The organism is Bacillus cereus group sp. BfR-BA-01382 (genome assembly GCF_022663475.1).
Lineage (GTDB): Bacteria > Bacillota > Bacilli > Bacillales > Bacillaceae_G > Bacillus_A > Bacillus_A thuringiensis_S.
The window spans coordinates 15,654-30,843 of sequence record NZ_JAKUFQ010000013.1 but is presented as its reverse complement, the minus strand read 5'-3'; the positions used below and the strand labels follow the sequence as shown (position 1 = coordinate 30,843).

Sequence of the window (15,190 nt, the reverse complement as noted above, 5' to 3'; positions counted from 1 at the left end):
CTCCTACTTATCCGTTAAATGCACATACCCTGTACGTGCCCACTTACGATGTACCTCAATTCCAGCTTGAGGGTGACGTTTTTTATTGCGTGGGTTCGCTTTTGGCATCGGATTTTCGCCATCAACTTCTAACACTTCCATACGTACTTTCGTTTGTTTATACGCAGGTGTATTCGTACGTACATCCACAGCAGGACCTGTTAAGAAATTAATTGCCGTTTCGTTATCTGTAGAGTTCATCGGTAAATATAACTCATTCGCTTTTACACGATCTGTAACGAGTGCACGTAATTTTAATGCTCCAAAAGGAGAGACAAGACGAACTAACGAACCTGTTTTTAAGCCACGTTCTTTTGCAAGGTCTGGAGAGATTTCAACGAAAACACCAGGTACTTTCGTTTGAATACCTGTTGATTTATTTGTCATATTCCCTTCATGGAAATGCTCAAGCATACGACCGTTGTTAATGTGAAGGTCAAACTCGGCTGGAAATTCAGCTGGACGTACCCAGTCAGCAATCGCAAAACGAGCTTTTTTATCTGGGAAGTTAAATCCATCTTGGAACAGAAGTGGTGTATTCGTTCCATCAAAACTTCCCCAATGGAAACTGTTCCATCCTTCAAGCACTTCATAGTTCGCTTGCGAGAACAATGGTGATAAACTTGCCATTTCAGCAAAGATTTCACTTGGGTGGCTATAATTCCAGTTTGCACCTAGTTTATTCGCAACTTCCTGGACGATCCACCAGTCTGGTTTCGCATCTCCTAGCGTAGGAAGAACTTGATATAATCTTTGGACACGGCGCTCTGTATTTGTGAAAGTACCTTCTTTCTCAAGAGATGGCGCTGCTGGTAATACAACATCTGCATATTGAGCAGTTTTAGAAAGGAAAACATCTTGCACAACGAAGAAATCAAGGCTCGTTAACACTTCATGTACATGATTTGCATTAGAATCTACAAGAGCCATATCTTCTCCGACAAGATACATTGCTTTCATTTTTCCTTCGTCAATTGCGTGAAGCATTTCAATATTATTAAGACCTGGTTCACTATCAATTTTCACTCCGTAAGCAGTTTCAAATTTCGCACGTTCCATTTCGTTAGTAACGTGCTGATATCCTGGAAGCCATCCTGGTAAAGTACCCATATCACAAGCACCTTGTACGTTATTGTGACCTCGAAGTGGGTATGCACCTGCTCCTGGACGACGATAGTTCCCTGTTGCAAGAAGTAAGTTTGAAATCGCAGCGGAAGTATCAGAGCCACCTGTATTTTGCGTTACTCCCATCCCCCAAAGGATACATGTACCATCTGCATCACGAATCATTTCAGCCATTTGAATAAGTGTTTCTTTTGAAATACCAGTCATTTCTTCTCCATATTCAAGTGTATATTCTTTCAGGCTCTCTTTGAAATCTTCAAAGAAGTTTACATTCTCATTAATAAATTCTTGATCATGCCAACCTTGATCAATCATATATTTCGTAACAGCCATTAACCATACTTGATCTGTTCCTTGTTTTGGACTAATAAAGACATCTGATCGCTCTGCCATTTCTGTTTTACGAAGATCAGCTACAATTAACTTTTGTCCGTGTAATTTATGTGCACGTTTAATACGTGTAGCTAAAACAGGATGACCTTCTGTCGGATTACATCCTACAATAATAACAAGACCAGATTGCGCAATATCTTTAATCGTTCCTGCATCACCGCCCATACCAATTGTACGGAACAAACCATCCGTTGCTGGTGATTGGCAATAACGTGAGCAGTTATCAATATTATTCGTTTCAAATACTTGTCGGGCTAGTTTTTGAATAACGTAATTGTCTTCATTCGTAATTTTAGATGAAGAAATAAAACCGATAGCATCTTTACCATACTCTTCTTTAATCGATCCTAATTTACTTGCAACTACATTCAATGCTTCTTCCCATGTAGATTCAACAAACGTTCCATTTTTACGAATTAAAGGTTTTGTAATTCGTTCTTTAGAATTTACGAAATCCCAACCAAATTTCCCTTTTACACAAGTGGAAATTGCGTTAACTGGTGCATCTGAAGATGGCTGTACTTTAAGGATTTTACGCCCCTTCGTCCACACTTCAAACGAACAACCTACACCACAAAATGTACATACTGTTTTCGTTTTCTTCGTACGAGTATCACGCATGGCCGCTTCCACTTCTGATACCGCAAAAATACCGCTATATCCAGGCTCAACTTCTTTAATTAAATCTACCATCGGTTCAAGAATATCTGGTTTTAATCCCGTCATAAATCCAGCTTCACCGAGCATCGTTTTCTCCATTAAAGCGTTACAAGGGCAAATCGTTACACATTGACCACAGCTAACGCATGAAGAATCATTAATATTTACTCCTTCATCCCAAATAACTCGTGGGCGTTCCGCTTCCCAGTCTATCGATAACGTTTCATTTACTTGTAAGTTTTGACACACCTCAACGCATTGACCGCATGCAATACATTGATTAGGGTCATAGCGATAAAACGGATGCGTCATATCAACTTCACTTACATCTACTTTCGGTTCATAAGGATATTTTTGATGTTCGATTTCCATTAATTCTGCTGTATTATGCAGTTTACAGTTCCCATTGTTATTGTCACATACTGTACAGTATAATAAATGATTTTCTAGTAACCGATCCATCGCCTCTGTTTGTGCTTCTTTTGCGCGAACAGAAGCACGTTCAATGTCCATACCTTCCGTTGCTATCGTCGAACAAGAACGCATTAACTTTCCGTCAACTTCTACAATACAAGTGTCACATGTTTGAATAGAATCTACTTCTGGCACGTAACAAATTTGCGGATGTTCAATCCCGTTCTCATTAATCACACCCAATATCGTTGAACCAGGCTCCGCTGCATACTTTTTTCCGTCAATTGTAATATGAACCATGTTGTCATTCATGGTCTTTCCCCCTTTTTGAGAATAAAAAAACTCCACCACGAAAATATACGCACCACATTTTTGGCACGCTATTATCATGGTGGAGTAGTTTATTAGCACATCTTGCTAAAATACCAATCCATTTATTCATAAATAAAACGATAGATTCATAACAGGTCATATCACGATTCCATCTTTAACACTATAATTATAGCGTTAAATGTACAAATATACAATATAAATTTTAAACTGCGCATATGTCTGTATGTAACTATCCATAATAACCCATATAAAGTTCAACGAGGAATAAGGTGAATATATGGGTTCTTTTCGAAAATGGATAAGGGGCGAAAAATCTTTCTCTACACACGAGCAATCTGAAACTGTATTACATAAAGAAATTTCTTCCTCCATGCCGCTTAATCTTAAACACTTATCCAAATTATTTAGTGGTATTCCAGAATTAATTACACGCACTTTCCCGTTAAAAAACGGAAAAGAAGCTGCTCTTATATATATGGAAGGACTTGTAGATAAAACTGTTATTAATGTAGATATTCTTCGGCCTCTCTTATTTAAAGAATGGAATGAAGACGATTTTTGGGAATCTTCTGTTTCTATAGGGAATATTAAAAAAGTTCAGAAGTGGATAGACATTGAGCAATCTCTCTTACATGGCAAAAGTATTTTATTTATAAACGGTCAATTATCAGCTTTAGAACTAGATACACAAGCGGCGCCAAAAAGGAGCATTGAAGAACCTACAACAGAGACTTCCATAAAAAGCTCACACGAAGGATTTAATGAAGTGGCAAGTGATAGTATCGCACTTATTCGTCGCTATATTCCAAATCGCGAATTAAAAGTGAAGGAATTCACTGTTGGCGAACGAGCAACCTCTAAAGTTTTTTTACTTTATCTTGCAGATGTTGCAAACGAAGATGTTGTACAAGATATGGCATGCCGCATCGAATCAATCAAAGTAGATGCTATTCTTACTACCGGTGAATTAGAAGGATTTGTTGAAGATAATTCCTATACTCTCTTCCCACAATTGTCTATCACTGAACGTCCTGACACAACGGCACATCATATTTTGAATGGGCGAATCGCTGTTGTTGTAGATCGCTCACCAGGCGTATTAATAGGACCTATGACCTTTTCATCCTTTTTTCAGACGATAGATGATTACAGCTTCAGACCTATGATTCCATCTTTTATACGACTTCTTCGTTTCACTGGGCTATTTATTGCAATATTTGCTCCTGCTCTTTATATTGCTATGATTTCCTTCCATTATGAAGTAATTCCGCTCAAATTGTTGTTAACGATTGGAGAATCTCGAGCCAAAATTCCTTTCCCCCCCATATTAGAAGCTTTATTAATGGAATTAGTTCTCGAAATGCTCCGAGAAGCAGCGATTCGGCTTCCTGGGCCTGTTGGACAAACAATCGGCGTCGTAGGAGGAATTGTAATTGGACAAGCTGCGGTTCAAGCTGGGATTGTTAGTAACGTTATGGTTATCGTCGTATCAATTACTGCGGTTGCCTCTTTCATTATTCCTAACTTAGAAATGTCAGCAGGAATTCGGCTTCTTCGATTCCCAATGATGATAGCAGCCTCTTTATTTGGCGTCATTGGAATTATGGTTGGAATGGCAATCATTATCATCCATATTCTTTCTATGGAATCACTTGGTGTGCCATATGGTAGTCCTTTTTCTCCGTCATATGCCTCGGACTTAAAAGATACCCTTGTACGTTTCCCATGGAAAATCATGAAGAAACGGCCACTATCTCTACAATTAAAACAAAATAACCGGCAAAGCGATGTTGAGGAAAAGGAGGAGAATAAGTGACAAAACGTGCAAAGAGGGAAATCACTTTATTTCAATACATTTTAACTATTAGTGGTGTTCAAGTCGGATTCGGCGTACTTACACTCCCGCGTGAAGTTGCACAAGGGGCGAATACAGATGGCTGGATGTCTATTATTATCGGATGTGTCATTACTACTTTAGTCAGTCTATGTATTGTAAAAATTATGGAAAAACATCCAGGATATACTTTACTTGATGTGCTGATACGCTATCTTGGAAAATGGCTAGGAAGAGTAGTAATGATTTTTTGGATTTTATATGCTGTACTCGCAGCTGTTTCCTTAATTTTTTCCCTCTTATACGTTATTCACATTTGGATTTTACCTAGATCTCCTATGTCTTTAATTATGATTTTGCTATCTATTCCAATGCTTATGCTTGCATGTAAAGGAGCACTTATTATTAGTCGTTTTGCTGTTTTCACTGTCATCTTTACACTTTGGATGCCATTATTATTATTTATTCCTCTTAAAGATGGGCATTTTATATATCTACTTCCTCTTATCAAGGAAGGATGGCTACCAATTATAAACACCGTGAAATCAACTATCATTGCGTTTCTCGGATTCGAGTTTTCGTTTGTCCTTTATCCTTATTTAACTAACAAAGCATCTGCAAAAAAAGGAATCGTTATTGCGAATTTGATTACGTTATTTATTTATCTTCAAATCACGTTCGTTTCTTTTATTTATTTTAGTCCAGATGGTATAACAAAGTTTTTATGGCCGACACTTTCTCTTGTTACACCGTTTCACTTCTCATTTCTTGAGCGATTTGAAATTATCTTTTTGTCATTTTATCTCTTTATTATTTTTGATTCCTGTATTCCTTATATTTTCACTGCTTCAGATGGAATTAATCAATTACTTAACAAAAAAGGCAGTTCATTACCTATTTATTTTTTATTATTCGGATGTATTTTCATCTTATTCTTTTATATCCCTTCTTCTTATCAGATAAGTGCGTTGCGGGAATTTTGGGGAACTGCTAGTTATTTTATCGTTTTTCTATTCCCAGTGGTATTTCTCTTATACATGACACTTTATCAGCATTGGAAAAGGAGAAAAATTTAAATGAGACGTTGTATTCATTTTATTATATTTTGTTTCCTCATAATTTTTTTAGTAGGCTGTGAAGATCGGCTTGATTTAGAAAAACAATCCATCTCATTAATTTACGGTTTTGACGCAAAACCAAAAGGAAAATTAATTGTGTATCACGTAAACCCTATTTTTAATGAAGATGTAGAGAAAAAGTACGAAATTCATGAAGCGAAAGTACATACACCCCGAGAAGCAAAAGATACGTTTAACAGTTCAAGCAGCGGTTTAGTGTCCACAGAAAAGTTACAGCTCATATTGTTTAGCACAAATTTTTTAAAACAAGAAGGAGCTATGCCTTATCTGGATGTTTGGTATCGCGATCCTAAAAATACAGGAAATATGCGCATGGTTGCAGTAGATGGCCCCATTTCTTCTGTTATATATAATAATTTCAAAGATAAGCCTGCTCTTCCTGAATATTTAACAGATTTAATTAATACGAACAAACTATACAATCGGACCGTGTTTACGACATTCCATGAATTTCATAGACAAACTTTTAATAAAGGCGTAACTCCTGCTATTTCAGAAATAAAAAAAGGGAAGAAAGATGTTATTGTTACCGGTTCGGCACTATTAACTTCTCGTGGAACTTATAAGATGTCTTTAAATCGCCATGAAAGTGCCCTTCTTCTTATGGTGCAAAAGAAAGCTAATATACCCGTTTCACTTACAATGAAAATCCCCTCTAATTTAGTTGAAAGTAATAGCCATCTAAAAGATACAAAAGGCGACGATTTCATAACAATAAACGTTCTTAGTATGAATCATGATATCGATACAGACTATAGCGATAACCGCTTCAAATTTAATATTAAAATGGATTTAAAAATTGCCGTATCTGAACTTACATTCAACATGGATATAGATAAAGATAGAAAGAAATTAACTTCTCTTATTACAAAACAACTAAACAAAGATTTAAACGAATTAATCTACAAAATTCAAAAACAGCAACTCGATCCATTCGGATTTGGTGATTATGCGAGAGCATTTCACTATAAAGAATGGAAACAAGTTGAAGATGATTGGCCACGTGCCTTTTCAAAAGCTAATGTGAAAGTAGCACCAACTATTAAAATTTTAGAAAATGGGATTATTAAATAGAAAAAACACGCTACTTGCTCTTATACGTTTAAAGAGCAAGTAGCGTGTTATCATTTTTTATTTTGAAGCTTATGCAGTTACGCTTCTGTTTCTGGTTCTTCGTTTTCCGCTTGTTCCAACCTTTGCTGCTCCGCAAGTTCAGCTGAAATCATTCCATAATAAATTTCTGGATATAATCCAAATATTTGATATACACTTCCTAAAAACGGCATCAGAATCCCTCTTTTCTAAAGTTGTATTGCCACTTTTAAGGATTCCCTTTTCATTCATTATACATTCGTTTTTGGCGTTTCTTCTTCATCTTGAACACTTAATAAATTTTGCCATTTTTTATACGGAGCGCTATTTGGATCTACATATCCTTTTGCATGCGAGCGATCCCACAATTGTTTAATAAACATTTCTTTCTCTTTCTTTGCCACCATATCGGCACCTGTACCGTAATAGTTCTGGAAATACAACTCGATTTCATCAAGGAATAGTCTTAATAATTCATCTGATGTTTCTTCTAACGTCGGATCATACTTCGCTTCACGGTCATACATTAAAATCATGTCTAAAAGATTGTGGACATGTTCTTTTCTAAGCCATCTTACATCTTGGGCTCCTAATACGAACGGATGTGTATATAAATGTCCACCTTGTATCATCGCCTTTTCTTGCTCTTCTTCAAATCGTGACAAGATGTTTTCATAAATAAACGGATTATGAAGCAATGCTCTGTGTAATTTATAACTTTCGCTTGAAATATTTTTCCCCATCGACTGAATTAAAAAGCTACGTCCCACACCGTTATATTGATACACAAACTGTCCATCAACAGCAACTAAACTAATCCAGCGATACATATATGCGTATAGTAATGCACGATTACATTTATCATAATCTAATTTTGTTTGAGTCGCGTTTAAATCTGGCATAAAGGCTGGTAAGTGCCAATACTTATCTAAATGCGGCGTTAAACTAGATTTTTTACTATTTAATTTGTTTACACGGCGATAATACGATTGGAAATAGTCACCTTTATCATTCATAAATCCGTTTGAAATATGTCCTGATGATAATTTAGGAAAGTCTTGCAGCGATAAGCCGTAATGTGCTCGATAACAGATCACTTCAAATGGCGAAAAGGCTTCATGTACTGTATCTTTTTCTTTAAACATTTCTTGAATTAATTCCTCTTGCAGCTCTTTCTTTAAAGAAGGATGTATACCCCAATATTGTAATTCCCTATGATGAGCAACTTTCGGAACGAATGGACTCGCTAAATGGAACAGGTCTTCAATTTTTTCACGAACGTATTCATCGCGATCACGTTTCTTATAATCCGCTTCTTTTCGCAACGCCTCAATGATATTCAGTTCTAATTTATCACGATAGCGTACTTGCAGTTCGTCATAACAATAGCTCAGTATATGTTCTCGGTAGAAATCCTCTACCTTTTTCGACTGAATCTCTTCTGTTTTCGCATCACGACAATATTCCCCGTACAAACTCATATAAATTTCCGCTGATATATCTTTCGGTAGTACACCTAAATTTAAATGTTGCTGCATATCTTGCCATATCTTTTCTTGCAGCTGTTCCTCAGCTAATACATATACATTCGTCGGGTTTGTTTTCCCTTCAAATTCCTTACTGCGCTTTTGGATTTCAAACAATAAATTTTCACGTGTTTCATGTAAATTATCAAAAAACCTTTCCCAATATTGAATCATTTTATTAACTGTTTGATATAGCGATTGATACACAAGTTCTAATAGCATTTCTTTTCGATATTCATTTAATTTGTGTACATATTGCGTTACGATGTCTTCAAATTCTCTTTTGAATAAACGTTGCTGATTATTAATCATTTTTCCAAACCAGCCTTGTTGTTGAGCAATTTCTACTCGGCGTACAGCCGTTACCGTTCCATCGATATTACCCACATTAAATTTTTTATCGTAGTTTTGAATTACATTACGCTTTTGTTCATTATTTTCATGTAGTCGATTCATTTTTTCTACTAACTGCTTTCGAATTTCATATAACATAAAACGTGCTGCTACTGGGTGAACTGGATCTGTTTTCTTTAAAAACCATGTATTTAGTTGATAGGACTGCCCTTCAGAACCACTTGGTGAAAAGCGGTCTGATTCAATCATGTCATATAAAAGTGTCGTTACATGTTCATGTACACGGCTCGGAATCGCATACGCATATAAACGCACCGCATGATCCACTCTTGCCACTTCACCTTTCATTTGTTCCATCATTTTCAGCTTCGCAGCTGAAATTTTACACTCATGTTGCAGACGATTTAATTCCTCATCTTTTTGCACCGTGCGTTGTACATAACTTTCTACAGCTTCTAAAAACAGTTTTGATTTCGCAACTCCGAGCTTACCACCCTCTGCTCCTTCACGCGTTTCATTGTACATTTGTCTATAGAAAATATGAGCTTGCTCTGGACGGGTAGCAAGATGTTCCAAGTCCTCTAAATAACTTTTACCTCTCTCCGGCTTTTCACGCTGCATCCCACGTTTTACATCTTGGTCATATCTTTGCTTCTTCTCTTGAAACAGTTGATCTAAATGAAGCCACGATTCATCTAAACCTTGCACAGCCCATTTTAAAGCACAATATTTTAACACATGCTCATACGGATAAATGAGTTTTGCCGTTCCTGCCCCGCAATATCGTCCTTTTCCGCTTGATTCTGCTAATTGCTGAATTTGATTGTCTTCCTGTGCAAAATGATTTGTAGACATCGGGCTAAATAACTGTAAATAAATTGTATTTGCCATTTGCTCCATATAATCTGATAAATTGTGCAAATGGTGTCCATGTAGGTTTTCGTAGTCGTATAAGAAACAATAATTGTACGGTAAATGATGTTGTTTAATTGTATGATTCGTTCTTCCGTCTTCATCTACTTGATCAGGGCGATACTCTAATTCAATTGTTACCCCGCCGCGTTTTGATAATTCTCCAGTAGAACCGAGCGTAATAGCATGTAATTCTTTTAACGATGCATATCCGTTTGCTTGCACCGTCTCAAACTCTTTCGCACTAACTGTTCTCGTCTTTACTAAAACATCAGGCATTAAAAACGCACCGCGTATTAAAATGTTATGATGCTGCAATTTTTTCCGAAGCATTTCACGTAAATATAATGCAATTTGTAGAAACATCCCCGAACCTGTTCCGCCTGCTAGTGATGTTACTATAATGACACGCACACCATATTCTGTTTGATCACTTGTAACTGGAAAAATTTTCTCGATTTCTTGCCAAAAAGAGGTCAATTTATCTTCTTTCATCGCAGCACGTAACGCTAAACGTGAAATGACACGTAACTGTCCTGCTCCTTCTGTTAATGGTTTATCAAGTATAGTCGGATCCATCGGAAACCACTCTGGAATCGTTGGATCTCCCGCAATATACTCCCTAGGCGTTTTACTAGAACTTGTTTGTGTCTTAAACTTTCGAATATGATCAAATTTACTCAAAGTATTCACATCTGTATCAAATACGTGCATTGCTACCTTTTTTCGGCGCTCTTCAGGCAGTTTTTCATATATTTGATGCGTCACAGTACTACCGATTCCACCTAAACCAATTAATATTGTTGGAACTTGTAATGTCATGTGAACCACCTTCCTATTCTTGCTTGTTTGAAAAAAGGGAAAGAGAATCAATACTCCATCCCCTTCTTTTCCCTATCTACTATTCACATTCGTATTTGTAAATCTCCTTACCATATCCTCTATCAATTAGTAAAAGTTCATTTGGATATAGTGTCTTATGCTCCATTCCTACTTCTTCCTCTGTTATAAACATCCCATCAATAATCATTCCTACTACTTGTGACTCTTTCGCTACAAAGACAGATTTCGAACCTTTCTTGGCTATAAACGTAACGGATTGCACAGTTTTTCTTTCTGCTCGAAATGGGATACCAAAATAATGTTTCCACCATTTATTTCGAAGTAATTCTGGTTCAGATTGATATAACCAATCTTTCGCTACTTCTTGATCCCATTCGTAATACAATAGCGCTTTCCGGTGAAATCTTGGACGAACAATCCATCCTAAAACGATTATGCCTACTACTAGCAGCAATAAAGTGATAGGAATGACAAACTTAAAAATAAGCGCATACTTTTCATAAAACGGCGCACTTTGAATATGGAGTGATATTTGCTTCTTTACTTCTTGTAATTTCGCATCTTGTATAACGATGGTAGCTTCTACGGTGCCAGTATCTGTGAAATTGAATGTGTCGGAGTAATAAGGACGAGGATAAACGTAAATTTGATTACCACGTTGTTTTATTTCATAGTTGATTGATTGTTTAGATGTGACACCAGTAGATTTTAATAGTTTCTTTACAGCCCCTTCTGTCATCGGCTTACCATCTAACTTTGGTTGTAAAATAAACGGTTTACTATTCTCTAAATTCGTTACTTTTTCTTCATAATCTTTCGTAACAGTTTGAAGTGATAATTTTGGCTTTTCTGTTGTTTCAATTTTGAATTCTTTCGTCTGTCTGTAAAATCCCTTTATATTCATATGAACTTTTCCACGTACTAACCCTTTACCAATCTTCGTTTCGTAATAAAACACATGCCTCTTATCGTTCCACTTCATCGGATATTGTTTTCCGTCTATTTCTACTTCTGCTTGAAAGTAAGAAGACTGAATTGGTAACTCAGTAGGCTTTGCTTCAATAACAGCAGTAACACCTTCGTACATTTGTTCAACATTTTTTTGACTATTATCATCTTTGTCATAAGTAGAAACCGTATAGTTAAGCGCTGGTTCAACAAGTACTTGCAATCCTTCTTTCTCAATATCCCGATCCACTTCTATCGTATATGTTCCTGGTTTAATGACTTCCTGATTTTCCGTGCTTATATGAACTATATTTCCGAATAATTTCGCTTCTCCGGGTGCATGTATGGAAAAAGAAGACTGTAACTGTAATGGTTTCGAAATTTGTGTGACCTGATAATTAGACAGCGAAGGCGATTGTCGTACAAGCGTCATACGCTTTAATGGGAACGGCGTTGTAATCTCTACTTTCTTTCCTACTACTTTCGTTTTTACAATCGATTCAACGGAGGAGAATGGATCACGATTCGCAACTAATGCTGCCACTTGATTTACACTTTTTACAATGCCATCCTCTCCGCTTGACGGCATCGTAACTCCGTTTATCTCTTTCTTCCATATTTCCTTGAACGTATTTAGTTGTTCTTTTTCTTGTTGTCCTAAATCTTCTTCCATCGTAATTAAGACTGGATGTAACGATATCTTTTTTGCATCCATTTCTTTCTTAAACTGGGCTAATTTCTGTGTAATTTGTTCTTTTCCGCCAACTTTATCTTTTTCTAGATCATTAAATGCCCCGTCAGTTAATACAATAAGCCAAAATTCACGTTTTCCATCTATATCTGCTTCCTTTTTTATAGATTGCATCGCCGTCTCTACTGCGCTAAAAGGAGTATTTAAATACGTTTTCCACGCTCCAATTCCTTCAATTTCTGTTTGCCTTTTATCCTTCGTTAACGAAATGTTTAACGGATTATTCGGCTTGCTCATTGGAACATAAGAAAATGTATCTTTTTCATCTAATAGCGCAACTAAACTTTGCAAAGCGTAATTGGCATATTTCCAGCGATCGTTATTTCTCATGCTGCCCGAATCATCATATACAAGTGAAACGACCCTTTCCTTTGCCTCCTCTCCTTTTGCAAAAGTCCAATAAGGATGTAACCATATAAATAGAAACAACATGAATGTGGCACAAATTCGAATTTTCATGATGAGGCTTCGCCACCTTTGTAGACAAATTCCTATGTTTAAATTTATGAGAGGAAACAAGATATATGACTTGTATTTTAGGACAACTAACCCACCATAACTTTATTATGTAAACATATATATACACTTGGTAATATTCTTTATAGCATTTTCTATCCAATTATATAAGCAAAAAAGCCTGTCTAAGCTTCATACTTAAAACAGACTTTTCCTACTTTTCATATTAAAAACACACAACAAAAAGTTTGATTTTTCAATTAGCACATTACTTCAATTGTAAATCCACCAGGTGCTTCAACGTAAAATGTATATGCATGGGCATGCTTAGGAGGCTCCACCAAAAATCCATCTTTCTTCAATCTTTGATTTATCTTATCTACTTGTTCTTCACTTCCTTGTGGAAATCCTACATGAAATGTTTTTGGATACTGAACTTCTTTTCCCTTCATTAAAGTTAGTATAAATCCATCATTATCACGCATAACTACAAAGGCATTCCCCCTTGTTCCACTACAAATTAAACCAAAATACCTCTCTAAAAACTCTCTAGATGCTGTTACATCTGTAACTGTTAAATTAAGATGTTTAATTCCCAATCCTCCACCTTCTTTCTCAATTTTCTAATATTTTATCATACAAATAAAAAACACGCCTTTCACAGCGTGTTTCATTGCTTCACATATACTTCAACAATTGGATTATCTTTGTTATCTGCATGTAAGCGTATATTCGCTTCACTCGTATTATAAATGCTGGCTAATAGCATAATTGTTAACAAATTAGGAGTCTTAGCATCACTTCCGTATTTTCTTTCAAGCGCTTCTTTATATTCAAACTCTAAATCCCCCTGTATATATGTATACACTTCAAATCCATCCTCTAAATTGCAAACTACTGTATCAATAATATCCGCTCCTACTTGTTTCTTCATTTCATCTCGCAATGCTTCTATAAATTCTTTCCACGGTACTTCGTATGTTTGAAACTGATCTGTAGATTTCATTGCCTTTCCCTCCTTACTATATCCTTTCTCTATATTTCCCCTTTCATATAACAATTATGATAGGTAGGTCATTCGTACAAGCCGCACTTGTCCCCCTTACATATCGTATTACTGTAAGGGGGAAGGAGGACAGAACATGCATAGACAAAGATGTTATGATACGTGCCGACGTTATTTCGGTAAAGTTGTTCGAATTGAAGATCGCGATGGTCGCATTCATTTAGGCAAAATAATCGATGTGACAAATGAATCTGTATGGATCGAACCAATGCAACAGCGCTCATCTTTTGATACAGGATTCGGATACTATGACGCATATGCAAACGGTGGTTGTGATCTTTGCGGCGGCATTAGCAGGTGTGATAGTTGCGGATTTGGTTGCGGTGGTGGATTCAGTAGCTGTGGATGTGGCGGTCGTGGTTGCGGTAATTGTGGTGGCGGCGGCTGTGGTGGCGGTTGTGGCTGGGGCGTTGAACTTGGATTTGGTTTCATCTTCGGAATTACTTTAGCTGCATTATTTTTCATTTAACATAGTAAAGAGTTGACTACCTTTAGCCAACTCTTTTTCTTTATTTTTCACATATAAAAATACGATGCCCTAAAATATGTTGGTACATAAGCCGTACATTTTCATGCTGTACCCATGCCTCATATAACTCATTCGGAATATATGTTGATACATTCCATTCCGGCTCTTCTATATAGCTAGATATCGTTTCTGCAATTGTACCACCGCCAGCAATTGTAATTCTTTTGAAATTTGCTTTCTGAAATAGTTGTACCCACTCATTCTCAGTTAATAATTCTTTCATGCCATATAATTGGGCAATTTTTTCTTCCTCACTCTTCTCAATATGTGTATTAATAATCATTTCAATGACAACAAGCTTACCATCCTTCTGTAATACACGATAGCACTCTGATATAACCCTTTCTTTATCTGTAAAAGCGAGTATCGATTCCCCAAGCACAAACTCAAATGAATCATTTAAACAAGGTAATCGCTCTGCATCACCTTGAATCAATTGTACATTCAATCTTTCAAACAACCATCTATCTTTCGCTTTTTGAATCATAATTTCATTCTTTTCAACCGCTGTTACTTTATAACCGAATTCTTTTGTCATGTAAGCCGCTGTTTTCCCTGTACCACAACCTATCTCAAGGACATCCGCTCCTTGTCTAAGAGGCAGTTGTGCTAGCAATTGTTTTGTTAACGTAAAACCACCAGGATGAGCACTTCCTATTCCGTAATAAGCTAAGAAATCGATGTAAGTATTTCGTTCCATGGGATTCTCCCTTTTTTATTTTATATATTCAAGGAAGAATGAAAAGTGCATAAAAAAAGGGCGCATCACGCGCCCC

At 36.5% G+C, this 15,190-nt stretch carries 11 protein-coding genes; 4 read left to right on the top strand and 7 right to left on the bottom strand.

Translation table 11 applies throughout. The features are described 5' to 3' along the window. Positions 1-3: 3 nt before the first annotated feature. Positions 4-2,943 (bottom strand): formate dehydrogenase subunit alpha, encoded by a 2,940-nt coding sequence (gene fdhF / locus MR160_RS08235; protein WP_242297216.1) that lies wholly within the window; start codon positions 2,941-2,943, stop codon positions 4-6. A gap of 298 nt (positions 2,944-3,241) precedes the next feature. Between fdhF and MR160_RS08230 the strand changes: the two genes are divergently transcribed. The 3 genes from MR160_RS08230 to MR160_RS08220 are packed head-to-tail and all read left to right on the top strand — an operon-like array spanning position 3,242 to position 7,011. Next, positions 3,242-4,780 carry a spore germination protein gene (locus MR160_RS08230; protein WP_000534546.1) on the top strand — a complete coding sequence of 513 codons (1,539 nt, stop codon included), beginning with the start codon at positions 3,242-3,244 and terminating at the stop codon, positions 4,778-4,780. Continuing rightward, positions 4,777-5,874 carry an endospore germination permease gene (locus tag MR160_RS08225; protein ID WP_000166526.1) on the top strand — a complete coding sequence of 366 codons (1,098 nt, stop codon included), beginning with the start codon at positions 4,777-4,779 and terminating at the stop codon, positions 5,872-5,874. The genes MR160_RS08230 and MR160_RS08225 overlap by 4 nt, the downstream gene beginning before the upstream one ends. Continuing rightward, on the top strand, positions 5,875-7,011 hold the full coding sequence (locus tag MR160_RS08220) for a Ger(x)C family spore germination protein (protein ID WP_242297214.1): 1,137 nt from the start codon (positions 5,875-5,877) through the stop codon (positions 7,009-7,011). Positions 7,012-7,088: 77 nt separating this feature from the next. Here MR160_RS08220 and MR160_RS08215 read toward each other — a convergent pair whose 3' ends face one another. The 5 genes from MR160_RS08215 to MR160_RS08195 form a co-directional block, all read right to left on the bottom strand. Continuing rightward, a complete protein-coding gene (locus tag MR160_RS08215) occupies positions 7,089-7,223 on the bottom strand; it encodes a hypothetical protein (RefSeq protein WP_001116178.1) in 135 nt (44 codons plus the stop codon). Between the two features lie 57 nt (positions 7,224-7,280). Next, complete coding sequence (locus MR160_RS08210) at positions 7,281-10,643, bottom strand: tubulin-like doman-containing protein (RefSeq protein WP_079245819.1); 3,363 nt, start codon at positions 10,641-10,643, stop codon at positions 7,281-7,283. A gap of 79 nt (positions 10,644-10,722) precedes the next feature. Next, a complete protein-coding gene (locus MR160_RS08205) occupies positions 10,723-12,822 on the bottom strand; it encodes a vWA domain-containing protein (RefSeq protein ID WP_079245820.1) in 2,100 nt (699 codons plus the stop codon). A 257-nt stretch (positions 12,823-13,079) separates the two neighbouring features. Continuing rightward, on the bottom strand, positions 13,080-13,418 hold the full coding sequence (locus MR160_RS08200; RefSeq protein ID WP_000511532.1) for a VOC family protein: 339 nt from the start codon (positions 13,416-13,418) through the stop codon (positions 13,080-13,082). Between the two features lie 71 nt (positions 13,419-13,489). Then, positions 13,490-13,825 (bottom strand): hypothetical protein, encoded by a 336-nt coding sequence (locus tag MR160_RS08195; protein WP_000842916.1) that lies wholly within the window; start codon positions 13,823-13,825, stop codon positions 13,490-13,492. Positions 13,826-13,961: 136 nt separating this feature from the next. On the opposite strand from MR160_RS08195, the gene MR160_RS08190 reads away from it, so the two are divergent. Then, positions 13,962-14,354: a hypothetical protein gene (locus tag MR160_RS08190; protein WP_000555008.1), complete on the top strand. Its 393-nt coding sequence runs from the start codon at positions 13,962-13,964 to the stop codon at positions 14,352-14,354. A 40-nt stretch (positions 14,355-14,394) separates the two neighbouring features. Here the strand turns inward: MR160_RS08190 and MR160_RS08185 are convergent, their stop codons facing one another. Beyond that, positions 14,395-15,114: a class I SAM-dependent methyltransferase gene (locus tag MR160_RS08185; RefSeq protein WP_000440865.1), complete on the bottom strand. Its 720-nt coding sequence runs from the start codon at positions 15,112-15,114 to the stop codon at positions 14,395-14,397. Positions 15,115-15,190 lie beyond the last annotated feature (76 nt).

Coding starts and splice junctions, on each gene's coding strand:
- MR160_RS08190 (WP_000555008.1), top strand. CDS start 13,962: ATGCATAGACAAAGATGTTATGATACGTGCCGACGTTATTTCGGTAAA.
- MR160_RS08220 (WP_242297214.1), top strand. CDS start 5,875: ATGAGACGTTGTATTCATTTTATTATATTTTGTTTCCTCATAATTTTT.
- fdhF (WP_242297216.1), bottom strand. CDS start 2,943: ATGAATGACAACATGGTTCATATTACAATTGACGGAAAAAAGTATGCA.
- MR160_RS08205 (WP_079245820.1), bottom strand. CDS start 12,822: ATGAAAATTCGAATTTGTGCCACATTCATGTTGTTTCTATTTATATGG.
- MR160_RS08215 (WP_001116178.1), bottom strand. CDS start 7,223: ATGCCGTTTTTAGGAAGTGTATATCAAATATTTGGATTATATCCAGAA.
- MR160_RS08195 (WP_000842916.1), bottom strand. CDS start 13,825: ATGAAATCTACAGATCAGTTTCAAACATACGAAGTACCGTGGAAAGAA.
- MR160_RS08230 (WP_000534546.1), top strand. CDS start 3,242: ATGGGTTCTTTTCGAAAATGGATAAGGGGCGAAAAATCTTTCTCTACA.
- MR160_RS08185 (WP_000440865.1), bottom strand. CDS start 15,114: ATGGAACGAAATACTTACATCGATTTCTTAGCTTATTACGGAATAGGA.
- MR160_RS08210 (WP_079245819.1), bottom strand. CDS start 10,643: ATGACATTACAAGTTCCAACAATATTAATTGGTTTAGGTGGAATCGGT.